Genomic DNA, 25,136 nt, shown 5'->3' on the forward strand with positions numbered 1-25,136 from the left:
TTATATGATTCTACTTATATTGGTCTAATAACGGCTCGAACTGGACTTCCATCTGCATCAGTTAATGCAAGTGGTAATGCAATAAGTTCATAATCACCGTCTGCTACATGATCTAGTACGACATTTTCTAAAATATGAATTCCATGTTTAAATAATTGATGATGCGCTGCTAATTCTTTATCATCTAGCGGATCAACTGATGGTACATCTACTCCGATTAAACGAATACCTTTCTCTGAAAGAAACGACGCTATGTCTGCACGTAAATGAGGGATCACCTCTGGAAATTCTTCAGCTTTTCCATGTGAAGATGTACGTAATAATAATCGTTCTACACCTTCTAAATGAAAGCTTTCTAATTCCTTTTTCCCGATGCTTTCAAGATTAGAAACGTCAATAATCCGTGCTGGGCCAACATAAACTTGAACATCTAAATCCAATACTTTCTTTCCATCATTGTCAAAATGAAATGGTGCATCAATATGAGTGCCTGTATGAATACTCATCGTTAACTTTCCGACATTTACTGAGCCACTTTCTTCTTTTGACCATGAAACTTCATACGAGAACGGTGTGTCTCCTGGCCACGTTGCAATATTATTATTTAGCGGTTGTGAAATATCAATCCACTCTGATGTTTTCATATTTATGCCACAACCTCTCGCTTATTTTCAAACTGCTTATACTCTTCATTTTTCATAATTTTCTTTAATATTTGTACAGATTTCCACACTTCTTCGTATGTGTTATATAAAGCGACCGGCGCAAGTCTCACCCCATTTGGCGCTCTAAAATCTGGAATTACTCCATTTGCTTTTAGTGCTTTACATATACGTGCTGCTTCTGCATGCTCTAAATAAATGTGCCCGCCTCGTTTTTCATCCTCTAATGGATTTCCAATTGTAAATTCGAAATCTTTTAATTCATGTCCAATTAAATTCAGCATGTATCTCGTAATATGTAAAGATTTCTCACGTAAACGTTCAATACCAGCATCTTTGAAAATTTCAAGTGAACCAATTAATGGTGCTGTACTTAAAACGTGCGGTGTACCAATTTGATAAGCACCTGCATGATCAGCAGCTGTTAATGTATGCTCCATATCAAACTGCTTATCTTTTCTAGAACTAAACCATCCAGACAACCCTGGTAGTCTATTAAAATGTTTATTATTCACATAAATTCCTGCAACGCCACCCGGTCCTGCATTTAAATATTTATAATTGCACCAAACAGCAAAATCGACATCCCAATCTTTGAAATGATGCGGAATAGATCCTATTGAATGGCATAAATCAAATCCGATATGAATGCCGCGTTTATGAGCTTCCGTTGTTAAACGTTTCATATCCAGAATTTGACCACTTCTATATAAAACAGAAGGTAATAAAATTAAAGCGATATCATCTTCCATCGCATAAATAATATCTTCTTCAGAAAGTGTTCTACCATCTCGGCTTTTCACTCTTACTAAATGCTCCTCTGGATCTAATCCTTTTAAACGAATTTGACTTTGAAGTGCATAAATATCTGATGGGAAAGTTAATTCATCCGCAAGTATTTTTGTACGTATTCCTTTTGGTTCGTAAAACGTCGCAATAACTTGATGTATATTTGTAGTTGTAGAACCGGTTACAATAGTTTCTTCCGGTAAAGCACCAATAAGAGGGGCTGTAAGTTTACCTAATTTCTCTGAAAGGAAAAACCACGGGTGCTCACCTTCTGTCCAGCCGTCAATGCCATACTCTTTCCACGAATCTAGCAACGTAAGTAATGATTTCTCTGCTCTTTTTGAAAGTAGCCCTAATGAGTTTCCATCTAAATATATAGTACCTTCGTTTTTATAGAATTCAGTTTGAAAATCTTTCAGTTCATCATGTTTATCACATTCAAGCGCATACTCATAAGTTGGTTGAAATGGCTCTTTATACATGGTGTCACCTTCTCTTAATTTTCTTTTTATTCTAACTAATTGAAATATATCACCTTAATTGATACAACGTCAATGATATTATGTCAGTTGACTTTATATATGAACTTCTTTTACAATACAGTTATATTTTCAGATATTTCAGTATAAAGAGGTGATTCTTTGAAAAATTCTACTCTTTCATCAAGAAAACACCGCTCCTTAGAAACGAAGAAGAAACTATTACACTCTGGTTACACTATTTTTATAAATAATGGATTTCAAAAAACGACAATTACACAAATTATTAAACATGCAGAAACTGGTTATGGAACAGCATATGTATACTTCAAAAACAAAGATGATCTCCTAATTAGTTTAATGGAAGATGTTATGAATCGTTTTTATAATATCGCTGAACGCTCTTTTTCTCCACAAACAAAAGAGGAAGCACGTATAATGATTCAAAATCAAGTTAGAGCATTCCTGCAATTAGCAGATGAAGAACGCGCTATTTTGCAAGTTGTAGAGGAAGCGATAGGATTATCAAGAGAAATACGGCAAAAATGGGATGAGATTCGGGAACGTTTTATAACAAGCATTAAACAGGATATTACTTACTCTCAAGAAAGTGGATTAGCACAACCTAATTTAAATAAAGAGATTGTAGCACGCGGTTGGTTCGCGATGAATGAATCGTTTCTTTGGACTATTACGCAAAATGACAAAAAGATTAACTTAGAGGAAATTGTGTATACGTTAACGGAGATGTATACGACGGGGTTATATAAATAGCACACCTTCAATAAGTAAGGTGTGTTATTTTACATCTATAAAAATATATTATCTGGGTATGGTAGTGCTAAAGTAGGCTTTTCAGAAAATGAGAAATATTGTAGTTTTAAAGATTCACCATCTATCGATTTCAGTTTTCCACTAGTAATTTCACATTCAAACACAACAACAATATATTCTACTTGATCGCCATTCGGATATATATGACGGAACCTTTCCCCTCCAAATACCCCTTTTTGTTTTTTTACTTGCACTTTCAAACCCGTTTCTTCCCACACTTCACGAACTACCGCTTCTTCTGGAGTTTCTCCAGGCTCAATTGCTCCAGCCGGCAAACTCCAATATTCTCCGCCAGGATATTGAAATAAGATTTCTCCCTGCTCGTTTTTAATAACTGCAGCTACACTTGGCATGAATATTAGTTCATGGCCTAATTGCTCACGGATTTTTTTATAATATAGCGACATCGACATATAATTCTCTCCCACCCCAATAATAAACAACTGTATTTTCTGACACCTATTGTATAATAATACCAATAGCAATTTCTATATAGAAAGGATAAGAAAATGACCCAAGTACAACTAGTAAATAGCTTTCTATCATTTTTAGGTACGACAAAACAGCCTACTAGCTTAAAGTTTTTAAATGAGCTTATTAAAGCTCATCAAGAAAAAATAAAATGGGAAACCCTTACTAAAATAATTGACTGGGAAAAGGGTAATGAAACAGGTAATTATTTTCCTTCCATTGAGACATACATAAACCGTATTACAACAAAAGGTCTCGGGGGTACTTGTTGGACGCACTCAATTGGATTCCATTGGTTATTATCAAATCTTGGTTTTAATATTCATTATATGTATATGGATCCCGGACATTTATGCTTACGGGTTAACTTAGACCAACCTTATTATGTTGATGTTGGTTATTGTGCACCTTTATTCCAAGCTTACCCACTTTATGAATCATTTCAAGTAAGTAATGTAAGAGAAACTTTCACTTATGAAGTCTCAAATAATAGGATTAAAATTGCTAGAAATCCAGGTCCAGCAAAAATCTTACATACAGATCCAATACATTTATCAAGTATGAAAGAACTCGTTAAAAAGTCTAACGATTGGCATACATCTCCTGTATTAAAGAAAATTCAGATTTTCGGTTATATCGATGGTATTCCAACTTCTATTAATGATAATGTTTTAAAACGATATTTCCAAGGTAAGAAAAGAGAACAAATCATTACATCTTCTGAACTTAATTATTGGATAACAGAAAGATTTTGTGTTGATAAAGAAATATATGAAAGAGCTATTGAGTTTTTCAATGAAAAATCTTCAAACAGTAAAAGCGTTACTCATGAGATTGAGTAACGCTTTTACCTTAATATATTTTAATATTAATCTTCTTTATGATAAGCAGCTTCTACACATTCTGCTAGACGTTCCATTTGTTCCATAGTTAAACCTCGTGAAATCCAACCTGTTAACTTATACATCATTTTATAATAAAAATTACTAGGTTCATATTCTGAAATTAATGTTAGTGCTGTACCTTCCTCATCTTCTTCTAACATATAAGTCATTGCTGAATATCCTTGCTTCATTTCACTACCAAGTGAAATAATATGCGGTGTATCGTATTCAAGAATTTCTACTTCTGCCTCGAATATTTTCTTACCGACTTTTTGAACAGTAATATATTTATCTCCTACACGTGGATTCTCTTTATCCATATTTGAAGGATAGCGATTTTCTATTATAAACGTATTCCATTCTTTTATTTTTTCATCTTCTATTATATAGTCACATACAATATCCATTGGTGCTTTTATTACTATTTCAATTGCAAAACTCATTATACTGCCCCTCTCAAATACCCTATCCATTTCTATTTAACTAAATCATTATGCCATATTTTATATAGTGAAATACAAGTGGAATTTTAACTTTTATTGCGAGAATGTTTTTCGTAATAAGAAAATCATGAATAAATAATTTAAATACTTATTCATGCAAAATGTTTTACTAACAATACAACAATTAAATATAATGCAACGAGTAGTCAAGCGATGTCCATACTTTTATTTTCTTTTTTTTTTAAAATTTTGCACTCCTAAACTAACTAACATAATCCCTATAAGCGTTTGTAAAATTAGCATACTCTGTTCCGAAACAGCATTCCAACTATAAATGGAATACCCCATTACAATAATTGCAAGTACAATCGTTAAGATCCTATTCATATGAAAATCCTTCCTATAAAAAAAGAAGCCACTAAGTTTCCTTAGTGGTTTTATTAACAATTTATATTTAGTAAAATTACTTTTTATGAGTTTGATATAAGTCAATAGAATTTCCTGGCCAATATAACTATGTATGTTAGCACACTTTTTCTTTATTCAGTCTACTTACAATTCCAACTATAAATTTATATTCAATCCTCTTCTTCTTAATCTTTTTAAATCCTTCTTTCGTATCAAAAATTAAACACGTTTTCCGAAACCACATTCGTACATATAGTGACTCAAAATAAATAGGTTTTATAATTCCTCGTTCTTCAAATTCAGTTCCATCTTTATTTTCGGTTTCTGTTCGAACGAACCACCTATTCCCGATTCCAATTTCAATGTACTTCACACACTAACCCCCATTAGGAAATTTCCCTTCTAACAATTCTATTATTTCCCCGGTAAGCGCACATTCCGACAGAACATGAGCCCACAAAGAAAAAGTAGATTACAAAAATCTACTTTATAACTTATATTTTTGCATTCGTTTATAAAATGTACTACGGGGTACATCTAATAGTTTTGCAGCTAATGAAACATTTCCGTTTGTCTTTTGTAATGCTTCAATCATGCTATCACGCTGTATTTTTTCGCGAAAATTCAATGTATGTTCGGTTTTATTTTCAACTTGTAACTCAAGTTGTTGTTGATTTCCCATCATTGTTTGTATCAAAAAAGCGACTTGTTTTTCGCATATTTCCCGTCCTTGCGACAAAATGTAAATGCGTTCTAATGTATTTACTAGTTCTCGAATATTTCCGGGCCATGTATGTTGTAAAAATTGATTACAAATACTCTTCGGAAATACAACATTCCAATTCTTCCGTTCGCAAAAGTGTTGTATAAAATATGGAATATCCTCTTTTCTTTCTATTAACGATGGAACATATAGTGGATAAACATGTAAACGATAATATAAATCTTGACGGAATTTCCCTTCTTCTACTAACCGTAGTAAATCTTTATGTGTGGCAGTAATAATACGAATATTTACTGGTACCTCTTTTGAACTTCCTATTGGAGTTATTGTACGTTCTTGTAAAACACGCAATAATGCTACTTGCATCTCTGGTGGTACTTCACCAATTTCATCTAAAAATAATGTTCCTCCATTCGCTTGTTCAAATTTCCCTTTATACCCTTGACGTCGCGCACCTGTAAACGCACCTTCATCATAACCGAACAATTCACTTTCCATTAATTCTTTAGGCAAAGAACCACAATTAACAGCTATAAAGGGCCCGTCTTTTCTTGGACTATTTTCATGAATCGCTCTCGCGACATATTCCTTTCCTACTCCTGTCTCACCACATACATACACACTAGCATCAGTCGGTGAAACAAGCTTAATTTCTTCTAGTGTGTGTTGAAATGCTTTGCTTGTCCCGGTAACTCCTGGAAAAGTAATTCCTTTTATAAATGTGAAAGCAGAATATGTATTCATTTGTTTGTTTTCCTTTAAATACATACATTTCCCGATCATTCTTTCATTACTATATACCGGTATTTCTAATTTAGTTTCCAATCCATGGTGCACTAAATCTTCAAGTTTCATTCTTGACCAATTAGTTACTCGTTCCCGAACGCTCTTACTCGCAGAAACGATAACATCACGATGATTACAAATAACTACTTGTTCATCACTATCAATGACATCTAAAAAACGATGGATTAAGTGTAATTCATTTTGATGAACTCTTATGCTACATTCACGTTCAATCGCATGTGCAATTGAAGTTACCATACCGAGCATATATGGATGCGAAAATTCAATTGGACAGGAGAAATCTAGAACACCAATTAATTTCCCATCATCATTATGAATGGGAGCAGCCGCACAACTCCAACTATGAGATGCCACGGAGTAATGTTCAGTACCACTTATCATAATAGCTTCTTCAATTTCTAGCGCTGTTCCTATTGCGTTTGTCCCCACAGCTGCTTCTGTCCATTTTACACCTTCAATAAAATTAATATGTTTCGCTCGCTTTAACGTTTGTTTATTTCCACTTAAGGATAGAACATAACCATCTGGATCGATTAATAATGCCATCATTTGTAGTTCATCAATGGTTTTTCTCATATTTTGTATTTGAGGGATTGCGATATCTAGGAAGATTTCACTCTTTTTCTTTTGATCTTGAAAAAAATTAGAAGACAAAATTTTCTGACCCTTATTCATGTGAGGATTCACATTTGCTTGTTTACATCGATGCCATGACTCTGAAATTCTTTCGTTTATACGGTTCGAATCAAGGACTCCTTCATTAATAAACTTTTTCCATGTATGTAAGTAAAACGGTGAAGCTAACATTGTATCATCTCCCTATTCATTGTTTTGGAGATCTGTAAAAACATACTTTTATTATAAAACTGAATAAAAGCGTTTTCAATAAAACTAGAAAGACGACACAAATATGTTAATAATTTGAATATCTTAATGCACTTCTTTATTCTTTTTTAGTAGCACTATATTTTGTATAATGGAAGCAAAGAAAATACATAACCAAAACCACTTTTGTGGATTACCGTTTATAAAGAAAACAATCACGGCTATTGCAAATAAAATAGTGGATGCTAAACTAAAATATAATTTTGTTTTCATTCCTATTATCCCTCACCCCTCTATTACTTTACAGTACATACTAACTCTTCATTTTTCATCTCTACTATGTACTCCTGTAAAACATATTCTTTCCCGCCATGGTTTTTATACCATTCATGTATTCTTCTAATATGCCTCTCGTCACTTCTAATTTTCGATTCTATTTCTTTATACTGTTCATAACTATCATATTCCCATATGGCAAATACTTCAGACGTACCATTCTTATTATCTTTCATCCAGCGTCCTATTAGCTTAGAACCATGCTTTAATTGATTAGGTAAGTTCGTGTTATTGAAATGATCATTAAATACTTCTATGAATTCATTTTTCACTACATAGTACTTCCTTCTGTAAAACATACTTCTTCACCTCTTTTATGAAAAGTATCAGTAAACCTTCCCATCACTACCGTATTATAATACTTTCCGTCCGATAGTCTTTTGTCATTTTTCAAAACGCCTTCTACTTCAAAACCTAATTTTTTATAAAGATGAATAGCTTTCTCGTTTGTCTCTAATACTTGTAAAGATATTTTATTTACTGCATTTTCGTCAGCCCATTTAATAGATTGTTGTAATAGGCTCTTACCCATTTTATATCCCCAAAACTCTTTTAAAATGCAAACGCCAAACTCCACTTTATGAGATAATCTCTTAAAATTTGATCCTTCACACCTTGAAAATCCAACGATTCGATTGTGCACTTCTGCAACTAAAAAGAGATTCTTCGTCTCTTCACTATCTGTTTTTATTATTTTTTGAAATCCTAGATTATCTATAAATCCCTCTCCAGCAGCTCTATCCATATTTTCAGTTTCTCCATCAATCTGAACTCTAATTTTCGATAACTGGTCAGCATCTTTCTCAGCTGCAGAACGAATTGTATAAGTTAATCCATTTATATGAAACTCTTGCTCTTTTACAATCATGTCAAACTCCTTTCAAATGAATATAATGGTGCTATTACAATTTGTTTACCTTGTTTCTCAAAGTCCTGAACAGTTTCTTTACTAGCCTCTTCGTCAGTTATAATAATGTCAATTTTTTTTAGAGACTCTCCTCTTATAAAACAATCTATTCCAAGTTTATTATGCGGAACTAAACAAATATTTCTTCTAGCAATTTCACTTACTCTTTTACTAAAATAAGCAACTTCAGGTGTTGCGGTACTAATACCTTGTAATGAAATGCCTCCACCTGTAGAGAAATACAGATCAATAGAAAATCTACTTATCAATTCAGAGGCAAGTGTATCAGTAATATTCCCTGAAGGTTTTACTTTTCCGCCAATTAAATACGTATCAATATTCTTATATTCTCGTAGATAACCAGCTATTTCTATAGAATTCGTAATAACCGTAAATGATACTTCCGGTAAATATTTCAGCATCGCATTATGAACGGAAGCCCCACCAATAAAAATTGAATCACCTTCTTGTATATAAGATACCGCAACTCTTGCAATTGTGTCCTCATATATTGAGCTATCACTATAACGTTTAGTTGGTTCCGCAGCTAAGTTTCTCACTCGCGTAAGTTCAATTGCACCTCCGTGCGTTCTTTTTAATAAACCATCCTTTTCCATAATAGACAAATCTCTTCTTATAGAATCAATAGACATATCAAATCTTTCCGCAAGATCCTTTGCTATTACTCTTCCATCTGTATTAAGTAGTTCTAAAATTTTCTCTCGACGTTCTTCAGTAAACATGTTATCACCACCGTTATTGAAGGTTCAGAAACTTAAACTTTATTTTAATTATATGCATGCCTCTTCCGTTTTACAATATTTTCAATTCTTATTTATTCCGTTTTATACAGTCTTCTCCCTCTTTCTATCCTGTTAACTTGACAACCAAATAAATGTATATCTGTATATTACGCAAAAATACTTCCATTCACCTTCCTGTTGATGTGAAATTATTCCTATGTTTTACTTTTTAATACAGAAAGGGATTACTATGAAATCATTAATCAAAACGACATGTACAGCATTATTATTTACTGGAATATTAACAGGATGTAATAGCAATACTACATCAAAACAAGAAAAGAGCGCTCTCGAAAAGAATGCAATGCACTATGGAGAAATAGTTAAAAACGAATACTATAGAGCGACAGTTGAGAATGCAAAGTTTGAAAAAATAGACAAAGAGCGGCGCCTTACTACTCGTGTTATGATTAATAATGTTCGAGACGATGGACAAACTATTGATCTTTCGGAAATAAAATATTTCATACAAGATGAAAAAACTGGTGAGAAATATGAAGGTGAAGCTCATCCGATAGATGACGAGCACTATAAAAATGTTCCACACGAATTCTCTTTAACTACTGACGTTGTATTTGAACTGAAAACTTCACCAAAAGATTTAAATAATATGTATTTATACATAGATAGCAAAGCAGCGCCGTTAACAAATACATATTGGAAGCTTGATAATTTAGTATCTAAATAGAAAGACCAGTCTTACATGACTGGTCTTTTACATTCATACATTTAACTTTCATTAACACTTATATTAATTTTCTAATAACAACTTGAATAACATCAGCTAAACCAGTGTGCCCTTTCCCTTCAATTCGCTCTTGTTCGCCATTAAAGAAATGAATTACCTTATGTTCTTCACACCAAGTAAAGATATCAATTGGATCATACAGCATATCAACATCTTTTGGTCCACCAGTACTATAGTTTATTTGTTTTTTTGAGTAAACTTCAAACATAATTAAACCACCAGGCTTTATCGTTTGTATCATTTTACCTAATATCATTTTTTTATAATCATCATGAAAATGTCCAAATACCATAATTGCTGCATCATATTCATTTTCTGGCAAACTATCAGCTAATAAATCTACTTTTTTTGTATGCACGTTTACGTTGTGCTTCTCTGCCAATTTTTTTGTCTTCTCTAATCCATCTTCCGAATAATCAATAGCTGTTACTTCGTTCCCTTGTCTTGCTAGAAATACAGCATTTCTACCTTCTCCCTCCGCGAAAGCTATTACTTTATTGTGATTTGCTAAACGAAATGCTTGTTCTTTAATAAATGTATTAGGTTCTTCCCCGTAAAAATATTCATCTGATTTATATCGATCATTCCAAAATTTAGTCATCATCTTCTCTCCTTCTTCATATCATTTTCTAACTACAATTAAAGATATCAAAGAGCCTTTTTATCCTTAATTAATTTAAAAATAAAAGCAGATTAAAAATCCACTTTTATTTTTTTCGCAAGATCTACGATTTTTTGATTTCGTAACTCTTCTTCCATTTTCTCTTCTGCTGCGAGCATTGCCTCATTAATTAAACATCCCGGTTTGTCATGTAAACAACATTCAAACAATGATGTTTTACCTTCAATTGCATGTATAATATCTAAAAATGAAATATCTTCCCAATTCTTACTAAGCGAGTAACCGCCTTTTGGACCAGATGATGAGTGTATCATCCCTTCCTTCGTCAACTTAGTTAGTATTTTAGACAAGTACGTTGGTGAAACATTTTGCATTTCTGCCAATTGGTGAACACTAACTAACTTATTTGGTGTGGCCTTTGCCAGAAAAAGCATTGTATGAAGAGCATAATTTGTAGCTTTAGAATATTTCATAGTACAGCTCCTATTGTAGACTTCATATATCTACAATAACTTTATTTTTTTATTATGTCAAACGTTTGTAATGCTCCATACAACATTATTTCTTCACAAGTAATACATCTGCTGCGCAAATCGTCACTTCTCTAAACGGAGAGTCAAATAAAACGCCTAGTTCAAAACCATCTTCAGTAAGAGCTATTTCATGATATAACCACCAAGCATTTTCAAAGTTTTCCGGCATAGAACACTGTGTTACTCCTATAAAGGTTACTCCAAGTTTATCAAATTCACTAAAAGTACCACTGCAATCTAATACGATAGACAAAGTATCTTCTGATTCTCTCTTTATTACTTTAATTACACTATCGTGTAGTAATGTCTTGTGTAACTGAGCGACATTTGACGGAAGTTTTTTCTCAATGGAATTAAAATATTCTACGTATGATTGATCTAATTTTGCCATTCTTTTCTCATAATCTGTTGTCCACTCTTGCATAAGTTTTTTCAGTTCACCTGATGGGTATTCTGAATTAATTGTGATGTTTTGTATAATTGAGTATATCGATTCAGGAAGGAATTTTAATAAATCTATTTTCCTTTCCTCTATTTCTTCCTTTAAACTTTGTATATCCATTTCCGACCATTCTTTTATAGACTCTATAAAACTTATAAATTCTAAAACTTGCATTTTTTTATACCATTCTCTTGTAAAATATTTCAATGACACCTCTCCTAAAATATCTTTACATCCAGTAAAAGCAATACATCCATTTATTATATCATTCCAATAACCATTTTTTCTAAAGAAATAATGTAAAAATGTAAATATTCCGCCTATTATTTCTAAAACTTCAGAATATTTACAAAAATATAAAATTAGAATACATTTTAGCTGTACAAGATTCATCTGTACAAAAATTCAAACAAAAAGGGATGGTTATATGTTGAAGAAATTAGTAGCAGGGACATTAGTAGCGGGTTTTGCATTAACTGGAGGACTAGGTGCAGTAAGTGCTGAGGAAAAAAGTAACACAATTAAGTCATTTGATTATTTAAAAGTGGATGAACAAAATGTTAATTCATTTGCAAAATTAAGTGATCAGGATAAGAAAGATATCCAAATTACTATGGTATTACCAGAGCAAAATGAAAATGGAGATTGGCTAGCTTATGGTTTTACTAGCCGTGAAACATTGGATGCGTATATTGCAAAGGATAAAAAAGCAATTAAAAATAATATTAATCCTTTAGGTAGCGGTGCTGGTAGTACTGATTTTTACGAACATAAAGATAAAGGTGGTCAATATATTTACTGGAGCAGCGGCTTTAAAAACTTACCATCTAGCTGGAATGACAGAATTTCTTCTGTAAGTACAGCCTCACCTTCTGCAAGTTATTCAACGACACTTTGGGAGCACACTTCAACACAAGGATATGGAAAAGGTGTTATATTTAAACACGCTGATTGGTATGGTAAAACTGCTAATTTAGCTCCTGATTGGAACGATATTACTTCAGCGATTGAAATTAAAAAATAATAAGATATTCTATTAATAAAAAATCCAACCACTATTCTCTTATTTGTTTAGAGAATAGTGGTTTATTATATTTCCATTTAAGCATGTACAGCATGTCCTACCGCTTGCATTAACGCTTCATGAATTGCTTCTGATAAAGTAGGGTGTGCTGCAATATAATCTCTCATTATATCAGCGGTAACTTCTGTATGAATCATTACGGTTCCTTGACCAATAAGTTCAGTTGCATGAGGACCGATAATAGAAATCCCTACAATTTCTTGGTATTTAGGTTCTACAATGACTTTTACTTTACCTACTTGTTCTCCTAAAATAAGAGCTTTTCCGTTCGCTGTAAAAGGAAATTCTCCGATGAGAATATCACCATATTGTTCTCTTGCACCTTTTTCACTTAACCCGACACTAGCTATTTCTGGAGCTGTGTATATACAACGGGGCACAGCATGATAATTTACTTTCACGTCTTCTCCGCTTGCGTGTAATGCTGCTGTCGTTCCTTCATGGAAGGCAACGTGAGCAAGCTGAATTCCACCGATTACATCACCAGCTGCGTATATATGCGATACGTTCGTTTGCATATGTTCATTCACAGCAATCCCTTTATTTGAAAACAGAACCCCTGCCTTTTCTAATCCTAATTGTTGCACTCGTGGTTTTCTTCCTACAGAAACAAGAACAAATTCTGGAGTTACTTCGTGAGTAATTCCCTCGTACTCAAATGAAGCTTGCTTCTTATAGTTATTTAATCCTTTTAAAACTGCTCCCGTAAAAATTTTCACACCATCTTTTTCCAATTTCTCTCTTAAAATATTCGCGATATCTTCATCTTCACCAGGTAGTAATTGCGGTGCCATTTCAACTATCGATACTTTTGTGCCAAGTCTACTATAAATACTTGCAAACTCACATCCTATTACACCACCGCCAACGATTAACAATGAAGATGGTACACTCTCAAGAGACATGGCATGGCTACTATTTAAAATCCATTTTCCATCGAACGGAGCGAATGGTAATTCTGTAGGTTCGGAACCAGATGCGATAATAAAGCTCTCTCCATCAACTACTTCTTCTTTATTTCCTTGTACAACTCGCACACGATGATCCGTTTCGAATTTCGCTTTTCCTTTTACAACTTTAATTTTATTTTTCTTCATTAAATATTGTATTCCTTGGACGAGTTGCATTACGATTTGTGATTTTCTCGCCTGTATTTGATCCCAATCAATTGATATACTTCCTGTATTAAGCGTAACTCCATAATCATTCGCTTTTCTCACAATGTCATGTATTTCAGCACTTTCTAACAGTGATTTCGTCGGCATACACCCAACATTTAAACATGTTCCGCCAAGGTCAGCTTCATCAATAAGAGTGACATCTTTGCCATTTTGAGCCGCGGTAATTGCTGCTACATAGCCAGCTGGTCCGCCTCCAATTACAACTAGTTTACTCATTCTCTCACCTTCTCTTTATAAAAGAATTGTTATAGGTTCTTCTAAATAATGTTTAATTGTGCGTAAAAATGCAGCTGCTGGTGCACCGTCTAGTACACGATGATCGAATGTTAAACTTAAAGGTAACATACTACCTTTTTTTAATTTTTTCCCTTTATATACAGGAACATGTTCAATTGCGCCAATACCTAAAATGCCAGTCTCAGGTGTATTTAATACCGGTGTGAAATATTCAATACCAAAGCTACCTAAATTACTAATTGTAAATGTCGTTCCGTGCATATCATCACTACTTAAGCTACCTGCTCGCGCCTTTTGTGCCACATTCTTAATCTCTTTAGACAATTCTACTAAAGATAAATTATTTGCAAAGCGAATAGCTGGAACGATTAACCCTTTTTCTAATGCGACTGCCATGCCTAAATGCACATGTTCAAATTGATGAATTGCATCATCTATATAAGCGCTGTTCATTTCTTTATGCTCTCCAAGTGCTAATACAGCAGCACGCGAGACAAAATCCGTAATGGTTAATTTATTATCATCTCTTTTTTGTACAACTTTCGCTATTTCTTTATGTAAAGCAACTACATCTGTTACATCTACTTTCATCGTTAACGTTAATTGTGCGCTATTTTGTAAGCTTGCGTGCATACGATTTGCGATCGCTTTACGCATACCAGTAACAGGAATCACGTTACTTTCTTCTTGTTCAGATATTTCCGGAACGTTTACTCTTACCTCAAGTGCTTTTAATACATCTGCCTTTGTAATCCTTCCACCAGGACCTGTACCAACTAATGCCTTGATATCCAGATTTTCAGACTTTGCAATTTTCTTGGCTACAGGTGAAATTTTAATTCTTTGCTTCGATACTTCTTTCCCATTTGCTTCTTGATTTTGTACATTTTGTACTTCTATATTAGATATTTTTTCTTCTACAACATGTGTGCTTTCCTGCATTTCTACCTTTTCATTCGGTTTACCGATGTAGCAAATTACAGTACCAGGCGGCACTCCTTCATCTTCACTTACAGCTATATCAAGTACCGTACCATCAGCTGGCGCTTCAATTTCCGTTTCAATTTTTTCTGAATTAATACTAGCAATTAGTTCTCCTTTTGCTACATTATCGCCTGCTTTAATATTCCAGCTCGTAATAATACCTTCTTTCATCGCCATACCTAACTTCGGCATTACAACTTCTACAGCCATGTCTCTCTCTCCCTTCTCATCGTTTTATTACACATGTAATAAAGATTGGTCTCCGATCATTTCTGATACAGTTTCAATTACTTTTTCTGGTGTTGGCAAATACAACTTTTCAAGTGGTGGTGAGAACGGAACAGGTGTATGTGGTGCTGTAATTCGTTTAATAGGTGCATCTAACAAATCAAAACCTTTATCCGCTACAATTGCCGCAATATCTGTTGCAATACTACATCTAGGATTCGCTTCGTCAATGACGATAAGACGATTTGTTTTTTCAACAGATGATAAAATAGTATCTTCATCAAGTGGTGATAAAGATCGTGGATCAATTACTTCTACTTCAAGCCCCTTTTTCGATAATTGCTTTGCAGCTGCAAGCGCTGTATGAACTTGCTTTCCGATTGCGACAATTGTTACATCAGAACCTTCCCGTTTAATATCTGCTTTTCCTAATGGAATTGTATAGTATCCTTCTGGCACTTCACCTTTCATATTGTAAAGTGTTTTATCCTCAAAGAAGATTACTGGATCATCATCTTCAATTGCCGCTAATAATAAGCCTTTTGCATCATACGGTGTGGAAGGAACAACAACTTTAATACCTGGTATGCTCGTAAATAATGCGTACAAACTTTGTGAATGTTGAGCTGCTGCACTAAAACCAGCGCCATGCATCGTACGTACTGTAACGGGTACTTTTGCTTTACCTCCAAACATATAACGGAATTTCGCACCTTGGTTTAATACTTGGTCAAGACAACTACCGATAAAATCATTAAACATTAACTCAGCTATCGGACGTAACCCAGTTACAGCAGCGGCCATCGCAGCTCCCATATAACCCGCTTCAGAAATTGGTGTATCCAATATACGATTTCGGCCAAACTCTTGTACAAGTCCTTTCGTAACACCAAGCACACCGCCCCAAGCTTCATCATCTTGCAGGTGATCAACTTGTGCACCGCCTGCAACGTCTTCACCTATTAAAATTACATTTTCATCACGACGCATTGAGATTTTCATTGCTTCATTAATTGCAGTTGACATACTTACTGTTCTAGTCATAATTTTTCACCCTCCTCTTATTTGTAAGAAACGTATACATCTTTTAATAATTCTTCATCGTCTGGGTATGGACTATTTTCACTAAATTCAATGGATCTTTGTACTGCATCATCTACTGCTTTTTCCATATCAACAAGTTCAGATTCCGTTAATAAACCTTCATGAATTAAATGCTTACGGAAATTCACAATTGCATCTCTTTCGTTTAAATGTTCTTCTTTTTCTTCTGATGTTTTATATGTTTGTGCTTCACCTTCGAAATGACCATAATTACGATATGTCATACATTCAATAATTGTTGGACCATCACCATTACGTGCACGTTCCACTGCTTCTGCAGCAGCTTTATATACAGCTAGAAGATCTTTTCCATCTACTTGAACACCTGGAATATTATAAGCTTTTGCACGATCAGCAATAGAATCACAACTTGAAGCATATTCAAATGTAGTTGCTTCACCGTAACCGTTATTTTCTGCGATAAAAATAACTGGTAACTTCCAAATCGCCGCTAAATTAACCCCTTCATGAAATGTCCCTTCATTATTTGCTCCGTCACCGAAGAAGCAAACACTTACATCTTTTGTTCCTTTATATTTAGCTGTTAATGCTGAACCGCAAGCAAGTGGGAAACCGCCGCCTACAATGCCATTCGCACCTAGCATTCCTTTATCTAAATCGGCAATATGCATGGAACCGCCTTTTCCTTTACATAATCCTGTCGCTTTCCCGAAAAGTTCAGCCATCATACCATTTAAATCACAACCTTTTGCGATACAATGTCCATGACCTCTATGTGTACTTGTAATACTGTCACTATCCGTTAAGTGGGCACATACACCAACTGCTACCGCTTCTTCACCTGCGTATAAATGAACGAAACCTGGCAAAACGCCTTGCGCGAACAATTCATGCACCTTATCTTCAAACTTACGAATTTCTAACATTTTTTCGTACATCCAACGAGCTTGTTCTTTCGTAATTTCATTCCCTTTACTTTCAGTTGTTTTTAACATGTCCAGCCCTCCTATTTTCTTGTTCGTCTTTTATATTGCAAGTATTGTGCCAATTTCAAATCCTTGTTTTAATAGGTTTTCTCTATCTTTAAACAATAAAAAAGTGGACAAAATGAGACGTTTGTCTCGTTTTGTCCACTTTTGTTCCCTTAATAAGAGAATTGTTACTTTATTCATTATCAAAGCTCTTCTGTAATTTTCGGATGTAAATAATTTGACCAATATGATATGCATTATGAGTTGTTACATTCGCTAGCACTTCCCACCACTTTGCAGAAACAGGAAATCCCACTACATCACTTTCAACCTTTTCTTCATTTATGAGATTTTGCCATTGTAACAGTTTTTCTAGTAGTTTTTCCCGTAATTCATCGAAAGTTTGATTATCTGAGAGCATAAAACTTTTGTTATTATCTCCTATAGCGGGTACTGCATTCACATTTGATTCTTTATACCTAGTTTGCCACGTAGAGTTCCAATACAGTAAATGTTGTACGATTTCAGCTATACTATTACTCTCTTCATTCGGTTTCCAGAAAGCTTCCCTCTCGGATAAATCCTTAACTGCATCTGAAAATGGCATATACCAACTGGGATCATTTGCATTCGCTAATAGCTGATCTGCTAATACAGCTTTTACATGGACCATTTTTCTTCCCTCATTTCATTATCATATTAATATACACTACTCTATATACGCTGATTCCCTATAATCCCCTTTTTTTACATACAAATTGATTTCATAATGAATGTAAGAATAATAGATTTTCTTATCATAACTCGTTATGATAAAAGAAAAAGAAAGCTGGCGAAAAATGAATAAAAAAATCGCAATAATTACTGGAGCCTCAAGTGGATTTGGACTATTAACTACACTCGAACTCGCAAAAAAAGATTATTTAGTTATCGCTACAATGCGAAACCTTGAAAAACAAGGAACCTTACTATCCCAAGTTACTCAACTTAACTTACAACAAAATATAAAAGTTCAACAATTAGATGTAACAGATCAAAATTCTATACATAATTTCCAATTATTTTTAAAAGAAATTAATAGAATAGATCTCCTTATAAATAATGCAGGATATGCAAATGGGGGCTTTGTAGAAGAAATCCAAGTAGACGAATATCGAAAGCAATTTGAAACGAACCTTTTTGGAGCTATATCAATTACCCAGCTTGTTTTACCAGATATGAGAAAACAAAGAAGTGGAAAAATCATTAATATAAGCAGCATTAGCGGCCAAGTTGGATTCCCTGGTTTATCTCCTTATGTATCTTCAAAATATGCATTAGAAGGCTGGAGTGAATCGCTTCGCTTAGAATTAAAAGCTTTCGGAATAGATGTCGCTTTAATTGAACCTGGTTCTTACAACACAAATATATGGGAGGTTGGTAAACAACTAGCTGAAAACCAATCTGATACAACATCTCCTTACAAAGAATATATGGATAAAATACAAAAACATATTAATAGCGGTAGTGATACATTTGGTAATCCGATAGATGTTGCTAATAAAATCGTTGAAATTGCTGAAACAAAGCGTACTACTTTACGATATCCTATTGGAAAAGGTGTAAAATTTATGATCTTTACGAAGAAGATTCTTCCTTGGAGATTGTGGGAATACCTTGTTTTGAGAAGCTTTAAGAAGATGTAATAAACTTTTTGAAAACTATTTTGAAAGAGGTGCTAATTAAATGTTAGGTTTACCGTATGGGAAAGTGTTTTTAGTGCCGTGGATTGAAGAATGGGAAATTGAGTTTATGAAAGAGAAACAAATCATTGAGGAACAAATTGGCGAACATATTTTAGCGATGCACCATATTGGTAGTACTTCTATTCCATATTTAAGTGCAAAGCCAATTATTGATATAGCAATTGAATTAGAAAATTATACGGACGGTATACATTGTATTAAAAAGTTAGAACTACTAAACTATAAATATAGAAAAGAAGTATTACCCGAAAGATACTATTTTAATAAAGGTGAACCAAGAACTCATCAAATTCATATGTATGAACAAGGGAATACATATTTAATAGAACAATTACAATTTCGTGATTACTTAATAGACAATAAGACTGCTCGTATACAGTATGAACAGTTGAAGATTCAACTTTCAAAAGCTAATCCTAATGATAAACATCAATATGCAGAGGATAAAACAAATTTCATTAAATCCGTATTAGCGAAATTAAATGTTTAAATTAAATAAGAAACCATTTAGCAGTAAATGGTTTCTTATTTATTAGTTATCTCATTATTTATAATCAAATTTTTAATTATACAGCAGGTGGAACGAAATAAAATAGTATCGAGAGCATCAATATAAAAGAAACCATTCCCGTTATCGAAAGTATATATTCTTTTGATTTTCTATCATATTTCCATTCCATCCATGCTCTTAAAGTCCATGATATCCCTAAATAAGTGAACATGACATGAGCCATTTTAGCGTTTTCAAATTTAAACATATAATAACAACTACTTATTACATAAATAATAATAAGACCTATTTCTAATTTTACATGTAAACTATTCACATGCTTATATCCAAAGAAGCCTCTTTTCTCCATATTTAATTTTCTTCTTAAAAACTGTTCTAAAAAGTAACCACCTATACCCAGTCCAATAATAATAATTAAAATTGTAGAGGTATCCATTGTTATCCCTCCAATTACTTTATATATTTTTAGAAACAAAGTGGACTATATTATGGTTATTCTCTTCTAAATAACTTACAATTCCTTCAGGATATGTTGGCTTCTCCTTTAATTCCTCTATGCTCATCCATATTAATATAATATTCTCATGTTCTTTATGCCTTATTTCATTTGTAACCATCTCTTGAACAGTTCCCCAATGTATCAATGTACAATGATGTCCTTTTTCGTTGTTCCACTCGAAAATATGCTCATTTACAACAGCTAGCTCTTGGACATCAATTTTCAAATCGTATTCTTCCATTAATTCTCGTATTATCGCTTCTTTTGCAGGTTCCCCAAATTCAATAGAGCCTCCTGGAAAACGATAAAATGTTTCACTTAAATCACATTGTACTAGTACTTTAGAATGATCTTTATTTACAATCATTGCTTCAGCACGTAATTTAGGCATTTTCATTTTGTCTCCCCATTCATTCCATATATAATTAAATCCAATATCTATAAAAGAAAAGATTAAGCATAATTCCTGTTATTATTAATAACGGAACCGTTCCTAAAGAAATGACATATTCCCTCGATTCTTTATCAAATTTCCATTCCATATATGATTGAAAGCAGTATAAGGTTATTAAAAATAAAATGGGTAAATTACTAATATAAATAGGATTTAAAGTAGCACATATCAGCGTAACAATTATATAAGAAACGATAAGAGCCCTAGTGCCCCATTTATGAGCGTTGTTTACATATTTACTATTCCAGTCTGTTTGTTTCGGTATATTTAATTTTTTTCTCACTACTTTTTCCAAAACAACTAAGAATATGATCCATACTATTAATAAAATTCCTTTAACTAAAAACAGTGATGTCTCCTCCTTTACTTTTTATCTGGCTGATCACTCGGATAAGTAGCTTTTCCTTTATTATCAATGTCCCAACTAATAATCGTCGCACTATCTCTTCCTAATTGCAGGTGAACGTGTTCTAAAACATTATGGATATTTACTTTAAGTACGTTATTATTTCTATTCATATCACTATACAGATTTACAGGAGTTTCATACCGACGTTCCCCGCATTCTAATACTCCATCTGTCACCATTACAATTCGATTCTTTCCATTACGTAATTCACGAATGCCTGTTGAATAACAAGGAACAGGTAAATCAAATGTGTTTACATTTCCAATCCATTCGTAAAAATGACGTTGATTTAATGCATATTGTCCTAACTTATGTAACTCTTCATGAAATACATAAACTAAACAGTCTCCAATAGATAGCCACCATATATAATTTTCTTTTCTTACACATAGTAAGCAAGCTGTTTCACCTTTAATTCTTTGACACTTTTCCTTAAATGAAGAAGATTGAAAGATAGTAAGAATATGATTTTCAATAGATCGAAATACTATATCAATTGATTCATTCATCATTTCTTTTATATTTTCATATTCTTTTTGAATTGTATTTACTACTAAATCAACACTTTCTGCACTATTATGTCCATCTAATATAGCTGCAAATTCCCAATCACCATTTGACCAAACTAACGCACCATCTTCGTTCTTTTTTGCTCCAGCACTTATATTCCCACCATATGTACCGAGCACGATGTCACCATATTGTTTTACTGAAACTTCGTCTAAACACATTTCACTACTTCCAACCCATGAATGTTGTCTATTATTTGTTGTATGCATATTCACTCACCATATACTTTCGTAATCTTTCGCATAGTTTTTTGATTTTTCCTGCGTCACCATAAGGCGCACCGTTCCATTTCGCTACTTCAGTCGGTGACCAAAACTCTTTTGGTGTATTTTCATAACGCGGTATGATGTGCATATGCATATGTGGTACACCATTTCCTGAAACAAAAGTGTAAATATGTTCCGCACCTTCACTTGCTTTTAGCGCTTTACTTACTCTACTTGTTATAAGTCCGAATGCTTTCGCTTCTTCATCTGTTAGTTCAGCAAGGCCAGGGACATGTCCAACGTAAACGAGTTCATCTTCGTAAATAGCTCCACCTGGAACTATAATATTTCCTTTATGTTTTTCGCAAATGAAACAGTTTTGTTCTATTTGATTGTTTGTTGACATATCCATCACCTTCCTTTTCATATATAATAGCACAAAAAAAGGAAAAACAGGTTTCGTATTCCGAATTTTCATTCTTTTGATACAACAATTTTTGAAATGAATTTACATCTCATTATTTCTTCAAAAACGCAATCCCAATTATAATTCCGATTACTAAATTATTTGTAAAGTGCCCTTGAAATACACCGATTACAACCCCTATACCGACACCTATTGCCAAAGCATCATTTCTTTTTTTATTTTTAGCCAAAATTACATCTCCTCCCACCATTTCTCCCTAAATAACATACATTTACTTGAATGTATTAATATACGCACTATTTTGATTGAATATTTCAAAAAAAATGCGCTTTAACTTCACATATAATATTTTCCATTTTCTGTACATACTCCTTTTATATTGAAAAATTTTCAAGTAACTATTAATTATACATAGGCATTTTACTATAAGAAAAATCCGTAATTTATTGAAAGAGTAACAATTCAAATGTATCCTCATTGGAATCCAAATATAAATTAACAGTATGTTTATTCCCCCATCCCGTAAGGAATACATTGCATCATGATTCACAATATATGATGCAACGTATCGCAAGTCTTGAAAATCAATTAACTAAATTAATCTCATTAATCGAGGAAAATAATCAATTAATTAAATCAATCAATGGAACAACAAAAAACCAAGTTTGTGCACCAGCTGGAGGTTCTGTTATCGTTCGTATGTAATCTGGATGCAATAAAAAACACACTTTGTATTATAAAAGTGTGTTTTTTGGTCATTATTTTCTTTTCGTATGGAACCCTTGTGTAATTCGATCTAATATAATTGCGATCACTACGATAGCTAATCCAGCTTCAAATCCCATTCCGATATTAACTTGTGTTACAGAGCGATATACATCAACTCCAAGTCCTGGAGCTCCTACAAGTGATGCTGTTACAACCATCGATAACGAAAGCATAATGCTTTGGTTCACACCAGCCATAATCGTTCCGGTTGCAAGTGGTAATTGTACTTTAAATAGTTTTTGTGATGCCGTGGATCCAAATGCATTTGCTGCTTCAATTAAATCTTCTGGAACTTGTCTAATTCCTAAGTCAGTAAAACGAATTGTCGGTGGCATTGCAAAGATTACTGATGCAATAATTCCAGGTACTACACCTACTCCGAAAAATGTAATCGCTGGAATAAGGTATACGAATGCAGGCATTGTTTGCATAAAATCTAATGTTGGTTTTAAAAATTTTGAGAAACGTTCATTTTGAGATGCTAATATACCAATTGGAATTCCGACAATAATTGAAATAATAACAGACGTAAGTACGAGTGCTAATGTTTGCATCGTTTGTGCCCAGTAGTTAATATTCAAAATGAATAATAATCCAATAAGCGTAAAAATGACTAAAGATAATTTCCTCGTTGTGTACCAAATGAAGAAACACAAGATAATAATCATCAATATGGCAGGTATTATTGTTAAAAAATTAGTGAGTAAATCAACGAATCCACCAATAATATAAGAGAACCCTCGGAATAAGCCTTCAAAGTGCTCATATAAACTTGCAACAAATGAGTCGACCCATTCCCCTAATGGAATACGTGGTATACTATTCATCGTCTTTCACCTCTTCCTCAATGTTTCCTGCAAGAGCTTGAATGACACTTTCACGTTTAATAATTCCTCTTAGCCTTTTCTTCTCATCGATTACGGGTAACGGATATTTCATCTCTGCCATTTTTGCATATGTCTCTTCCAGTAAAGTATCCAAATACACATGCGGAATATCATTAAGTAATAAATCAGCAATCGGCCACTGTTTTTGTACTGCTTTACTAGCATCATCCGCAGTTAATATACCTAAAAACTCATACTTTTTGTTTACAACATATACAGTTGAGACGCCTGCATTCCTCATAATTTGAAGAGCCACACGAGGTCCACGATCAATTAATAAAGTTTCTGGTCGTTTTAAAATAGACTCAGCCGTAATTACTTTTCCTAAATTCACGTCCGCAACAAACTTTTCTACAAATTCATTTGCGGGGCTCATCATAATTTCTTCTGGCGTTCCAATTTGGACGATTTCTCCATCTTTCATTAATGCAATACGATCTCCAATTCGAAGCGCTTCATCTAAATCATGCGTAATAAATATAATCGTTTTTTCCATTTTATCTTGTAACTCTAACAATTCATCTTGCATTTCTTTTCGAATAAGTGGATCTAATGCACTAAATGACTCGTCCATTAGTAATACATCTGGATTATTCGTTAGTGCCCTTGCGATTCCAACGCGCTGCTGCATACCACCACTAAGTTGACTTGGATAATTATCTTTATGATGATCGAGTCCTACTAACTGTAGCGATTCTAACGCTTTTTTCTCTCGCTCTTCAACCGGAACTCCTTGTATTTCTAAACCATATGCAACATTTTGTATAACTGTACGATGCGGAAATAGAGCAAATTTCTGAAATACCATACTCATTTTCGTTCTTCTTACTCTCCGTAACTCTTCTTTTCCCATCGTTGCGATGTCTTCACCATCTATGTATATATGACCTGCAGTTGGTTTAATCAATTGATTTAACATACGAACTAGCGTAGATTTCCCGCTGCCAGACAAACCCATAATAACGAAAATCTCTCCAGAGTAAACTTCAAACGTTGCTTTTTTCACCCCAACGTTCATTCCTGTCTCTTTTAAAATTTCCGATTTACTTTTTCCTTCTTTTAATAAGGAAAGGGCTCTTTGCGGATGTTTCCCGAATACTTTTGTTACGTTTTCAACACGCACCTTTGTATTATCCATGTCACTACTCCTTTTCTACCCATCTATTCACATAGTGTTGCGATTTTACAAAGAA

General features: G+C 33.6%; 32 protein-coding genes and 2 pseudogenes. 7 read left to right on the forward strand and 27 right to left on the reverse strand.

The genetic code is table 11. From position 1 onward, the window contains the following. Window positions 1-14: 14 nt before the first annotated feature. Together kynB and kynU are read right to left on the reverse strand one after the other, a co-directional pair. Window positions 15-644: an arylformamidase gene (kynB, locus tag ACTFR3_RS01255; protein WP_000858074.1), complete on the reverse strand. Its 630-nt coding sequence runs from the start codon at window positions 642-644 to the stop codon at window positions 15-17. Window positions 645-646: 2 nt separating this feature from the next. After that, entirely contained in the window at window positions 647-1,933 is a 1,287-nt protein-coding gene (gene kynU / locus ACTFR3_RS01260; protein WP_000276307.1) for a kynureninase, read from the reverse strand. 159 nt (window positions 1,934-2,092) lie between these two features. Between kynU and ACTFR3_RS01265 the strand changes: the two genes are divergently transcribed. Next, window positions 2,093-2,704 (forward strand): TetR/AcrR family transcriptional regulator, encoded by a 612-nt coding sequence (locus ACTFR3_RS01265; RefSeq protein WP_078400574.1) that lies wholly within the window; start codon window positions 2,093-2,095, stop codon window positions 2,702-2,704. A gap of 35 nt (window positions 2,705-2,739) precedes the next feature. Here the strand turns inward: ACTFR3_RS01265 and ACTFR3_RS01270 are convergent, their stop codons facing one another. After that, window positions 2,740-3,177, reverse strand: coding sequence for an NUDIX hydrolase (locus ACTFR3_RS01270; protein ID WP_065212641.1), 438 nt, complete (start codon window positions 3,175-3,177; stop codon window positions 2,740-2,742). Between the two features lie 96 nt (window positions 3,178-3,273). Here ACTFR3_RS01270 and ACTFR3_RS01275 point away from each other — a divergent pair, with 96 nt between their 5' ends. Further along, window positions 3,274-4,077 carry a hypothetical protein gene (locus ACTFR3_RS01275; RefSeq protein WP_440044092.1) on the forward strand — a complete coding sequence of 268 codons (804 nt, stop codon included), beginning with the start codon at window positions 3,274-3,276 and terminating at the stop codon, window positions 4,075-4,077. A 26-nt stretch (window positions 4,078-4,103) separates the two neighbouring features. Here ACTFR3_RS01275 and ACTFR3_RS01280 read toward each other — a convergent pair whose 3' ends face one another. The 7 genes and pseudogenes from ACTFR3_RS01280 to ACTFR3_RS01310 form a co-directional block, all read right to left on the reverse strand. Then, entirely contained in the window at window positions 4,104-4,562 is a 459-nt protein-coding gene (locus ACTFR3_RS01280) for an SRPBCC family protein (RefSeq protein WP_119683512.1), read from the reverse strand. A 206-nt stretch (window positions 4,563-4,768) separates the two neighbouring features. After that, a pseudogene (locus ACTFR3_RS01285) lies at window positions 4,769-4,949 on the reverse strand (DUF3953 domain-containing protein). 136 nt (window positions 4,950-5,085) lie between these two features. Next, window positions 5,086-5,343 carry a DUF3977 family protein gene (locus ACTFR3_RS01290; protein ID WP_000873847.1) on the reverse strand — a complete coding sequence of 86 codons (258 nt, stop codon included), beginning with the start codon at window positions 5,341-5,343 and terminating at the stop codon, window positions 5,086-5,088. A 114-nt stretch (window positions 5,344-5,457) separates the two neighbouring features. Beyond that, window positions 5,458-7,308: a sigma-54-dependent Fis family transcriptional regulator gene (locus ACTFR3_RS01295; protein WP_440044093.1), complete on the reverse strand. Its 1,851-nt coding sequence runs from the start codon at window positions 7,306-7,308 to the stop codon at window positions 5,458-5,460. A 314-nt stretch (window positions 7,309-7,622) separates the two neighbouring features. After that, window positions 7,623-7,961 carry an NIPSNAP family protein gene (locus ACTFR3_RS01300; protein ID WP_440044094.1) on the reverse strand — a complete coding sequence of 113 codons (339 nt, stop codon included), beginning with the start codon at window positions 7,959-7,961 and terminating at the stop codon, window positions 7,623-7,625. Continuing rightward, window positions 7,934-8,530 carry an N-acetyltransferase family protein gene (locus ACTFR3_RS01305; protein WP_440044095.1) on the reverse strand — a complete coding sequence of 199 codons (597 nt, stop codon included), beginning with the start codon at window positions 8,528-8,530 and terminating at the stop codon, window positions 7,934-7,936. The genes ACTFR3_RS01300 and ACTFR3_RS01305 overlap by 28 nt, the downstream gene beginning before the upstream one ends. Further along, window positions 8,527-9,312 (reverse strand): DeoR/GlpR family DNA-binding transcription regulator, encoded by a 786-nt coding sequence (locus ACTFR3_RS01310; RefSeq protein ID WP_119683515.1) that lies wholly within the window; start codon window positions 9,310-9,312, stop codon window positions 8,527-8,529. The genes ACTFR3_RS01305 and ACTFR3_RS01310 overlap by 4 nt, the downstream gene beginning before the upstream one ends. A 250-nt stretch (window positions 9,313-9,562) precedes the next feature. On the opposite strand from ACTFR3_RS01310, the gene ACTFR3_RS01315 reads away from it, so the two are divergent. Continuing rightward, complete coding sequence (locus ACTFR3_RS01315; protein WP_053564253.1) at window positions 9,563-10,060, forward strand: hypothetical protein; 498 nt, start codon at window positions 9,563-9,565, stop codon at window positions 10,058-10,060. A gap of 58 nt (window positions 10,061-10,118) precedes the next feature. On the opposite strand, the gene ACTFR3_RS01320 is transcribed toward ACTFR3_RS01315, so the two are convergent. The 3 genes from ACTFR3_RS01320 to ACTFR3_RS01330 all read right to left on the reverse strand — a co-directional run bounded on the left by ACTFR3_RS01320 (window position 10,119) and on the right by ACTFR3_RS01330 (window position 11,924). Then, window positions 10,119-10,724 (reverse strand): class I SAM-dependent methyltransferase, encoded by a 606-nt coding sequence (locus ACTFR3_RS01320; protein ID WP_440041311.1) that lies wholly within the window; start codon window positions 10,722-10,724, stop codon window positions 10,119-10,121. A gap of 89 nt (window positions 10,725-10,813) precedes the next feature. Then, complete coding sequence (locus ACTFR3_RS01325) at window positions 10,814-11,215, reverse strand: Rrf2 family transcriptional regulator (RefSeq protein ID WP_440041310.1); 402 nt, start codon at window positions 11,213-11,215, stop codon at window positions 10,814-10,816. 85 nt (window positions 11,216-11,300) lie between these two features. Continuing rightward, window positions 11,301-11,924: a DUF4085 domain-containing protein gene (locus ACTFR3_RS01330; RefSeq protein ID WP_440041309.1), complete on the reverse strand. Its 624-nt coding sequence runs from the start codon at window positions 11,922-11,924 to the stop codon at window positions 11,301-11,303. Between the two features lie 220 nt (window positions 11,925-12,144). Between ACTFR3_RS01330 and ACTFR3_RS01335 the strand changes: the two genes are divergently transcribed. Next, window positions 12,145-12,741, forward strand: coding sequence for a hypothetical protein (locus tag ACTFR3_RS01335; RefSeq protein ID WP_000914433.1), 597 nt, complete (start codon window positions 12,145-12,147; stop codon window positions 12,739-12,741). A 77-nt stretch (window positions 12,742-12,818) separates the two neighbouring features. On the opposite strand, the gene lpdA is transcribed toward ACTFR3_RS01335, so the two are convergent. The 6 genes from lpdA to ACTFR3_RS01365 are packed head-to-tail and all read right to left on the reverse strand — an operon-like array spanning window position 12,819 to window position 18,140. Next, entirely contained in the window at window positions 12,819-14,198 is a 1,380-nt protein-coding gene (gene lpdA / locus ACTFR3_RS01340; RefSeq protein ID WP_440041307.1) for a dihydrolipoyl dehydrogenase, read from the reverse strand. 15 nt (window positions 14,199-14,213) lie between these two features. Continuing rightward, entirely contained in the window at window positions 14,214-15,413 is a 1,200-nt protein-coding gene (locus tag ACTFR3_RS01345; protein ID WP_440041305.1) for a dihydrolipoamide acetyltransferase family protein, read from the reverse strand. A 27-nt stretch (window positions 15,414-15,440) separates the two neighbouring features. Then, a complete protein-coding gene (gene acoB / locus ACTFR3_RS01350) occupies window positions 15,441-16,475 on the reverse strand; it encodes an acetoin:2,6-dichlorophenolindophenol oxidoreductase subunit beta (RefSeq protein ID WP_440041303.1) in 1,035 nt (344 codons plus the stop codon). 17 nt (window positions 16,476-16,492) lie between these two features. Further along, complete coding sequence (acoA, locus tag ACTFR3_RS01355; RefSeq protein ID WP_000921277.1) at window positions 16,493-17,491, reverse strand: acetoin:2,6-dichlorophenolindophenol oxidoreductase subunit alpha; 999 nt, start codon at window positions 17,489-17,491, stop codon at window positions 16,493-16,495. A gap of 30 nt (window positions 17,492-17,521) precedes the next feature. After that, entirely contained in the window at window positions 17,522-17,668 is a 147-nt protein-coding gene (locus tag ACTFR3_RS01360; RefSeq protein WP_001045412.1) for a hypothetical protein, read from the reverse strand. Next, window positions 17,661-18,140, reverse strand: a complete 480-nt coding sequence (locus ACTFR3_RS01365) for a DinB family protein (RefSeq protein WP_000233778.1) — start codon at window positions 18,138-18,140, stop codon at window positions 17,661-17,663. Before ACTFR3_RS01365 ends, ACTFR3_RS01360 begins: the two co-directional genes overlap by 8 nt. A 166-nt stretch (window positions 18,141-18,306) precedes the next feature. Here ACTFR3_RS01365 and ACTFR3_RS01370 point away from each other — a divergent pair, with 166 nt between their 5' ends. Both ACTFR3_RS01370 and ACTFR3_RS01375 read left to right on the forward strand, forming a co-directional pair. Further along, entirely contained in the window at window positions 18,307-19,152 is an 846-nt protein-coding gene (locus ACTFR3_RS01370) for an oxidoreductase (RefSeq protein ID WP_440041301.1), read from the forward strand. 40 nt (window positions 19,153-19,192) lie between these two features. Beyond that, window positions 19,193-19,702, forward strand: coding sequence for a GrpB family protein (locus ACTFR3_RS01375; RefSeq protein WP_440041300.1), 510 nt, complete (start codon window positions 19,193-19,195; stop codon window positions 19,700-19,702). A 76-nt stretch (window positions 19,703-19,778) separates the two neighbouring features. Here the strand turns inward: ACTFR3_RS01375 and ACTFR3_RS01380 are convergent, their stop codons facing one another. The 6 genes from ACTFR3_RS01380 to ACTFR3_RS01405 all read right to left on the reverse strand — a co-directional run bounded on the left by ACTFR3_RS01380 (window position 19,779) and on the right by ACTFR3_RS01405 (window position 22,535). After that, window positions 19,779-20,159 carry a DUF4181 domain-containing protein gene (locus tag ACTFR3_RS01380; RefSeq protein ID WP_000381557.1) on the reverse strand — a complete coding sequence of 127 codons (381 nt, stop codon included), beginning with the start codon at window positions 20,157-20,159 and terminating at the stop codon, window positions 19,779-19,781. Window positions 20,160-20,178: 19 nt separating this feature from the next. Further along, on the reverse strand, window positions 20,179-20,619 hold the full coding sequence (locus tag ACTFR3_RS01385; protein ID WP_440041298.1) for an NUDIX domain-containing protein: 441 nt from the start codon (window positions 20,617-20,619) through the stop codon (window positions 20,179-20,181). 28 nt (window positions 20,620-20,647) lie between these two features. Next, window positions 20,648-20,971, reverse strand: a complete 324-nt coding sequence (locus tag ACTFR3_RS01390) for a DUF4181 domain-containing protein (RefSeq protein WP_002197847.1) — start codon at window positions 20,969-20,971, stop codon at window positions 20,648-20,650. A gap of 68 nt (window positions 20,972-21,039) precedes the next feature. Further along, window positions 21,040-21,864, reverse strand: coding sequence for a PP2C family serine/threonine-protein phosphatase (locus ACTFR3_RS01395; RefSeq protein ID WP_000557581.1), 825 nt, complete (start codon window positions 21,862-21,864; stop codon window positions 21,040-21,042). Further along, window positions 21,848-22,288: an HIT family protein gene (locus ACTFR3_RS01400; protein ID WP_243821055.1), complete on the reverse strand. Its 441-nt coding sequence runs from the start codon at window positions 22,286-22,288 to the stop codon at window positions 21,848-21,850. The genes ACTFR3_RS01395 and ACTFR3_RS01400 overlap by 17 nt, the downstream gene beginning before the upstream one ends. Before the next feature lie 91 nt (window positions 22,289-22,379). After that, window positions 22,380-22,535, reverse strand: coding sequence for a septum formation initiator (locus ACTFR3_RS01405; protein ID WP_179885216.1), 156 nt, complete (start codon window positions 22,533-22,535; stop codon window positions 22,380-22,382). A gap of 219 nt (window positions 22,536-22,754) precedes the next feature. Here ACTFR3_RS01405 and ACTFR3_RS01410 point away from each other — a divergent pair. Next, window positions 22,755-22,993 (forward strand): annotated as a pseudogene (locus ACTFR3_RS01410) (hypothetical protein). Window positions 22,994-23,046: 53 nt separating this feature from the next. On the opposite strand, the gene ACTFR3_RS01415 reads toward ACTFR3_RS01410, so the two are convergent. Beyond that, window positions 23,047-23,883, reverse strand: a complete 837-nt coding sequence (locus ACTFR3_RS01415) for an ABC transporter permease (protein ID WP_001084759.1) — start codon at window positions 23,881-23,883, stop codon at window positions 23,047-23,049. Further along, complete coding sequence (locus ACTFR3_RS01420) at window positions 23,876-25,081, reverse strand: quaternary amine ABC transporter ATP-binding protein (RefSeq protein WP_000370606.1); 1,206 nt, start codon at window positions 25,079-25,081, stop codon at window positions 23,876-23,878. Before ACTFR3_RS01420 ends, ACTFR3_RS01415 begins: the two co-directional genes overlap by 8 nt. Between the last annotated feature and the right edge of the window lie 55 nt (window positions 25,082-25,136).

The sequence above is a fragment of the Bacillus cereus group sp. MYBK14-1 genome, from assembly GCF_051916885.1.
In the GTDB taxonomy this organism is placed as follows: domain Bacteria; phylum Bacillota; class Bacilli; order Bacillales; family Bacillaceae_G; genus Bacillus_A; species Bacillus_A cereus.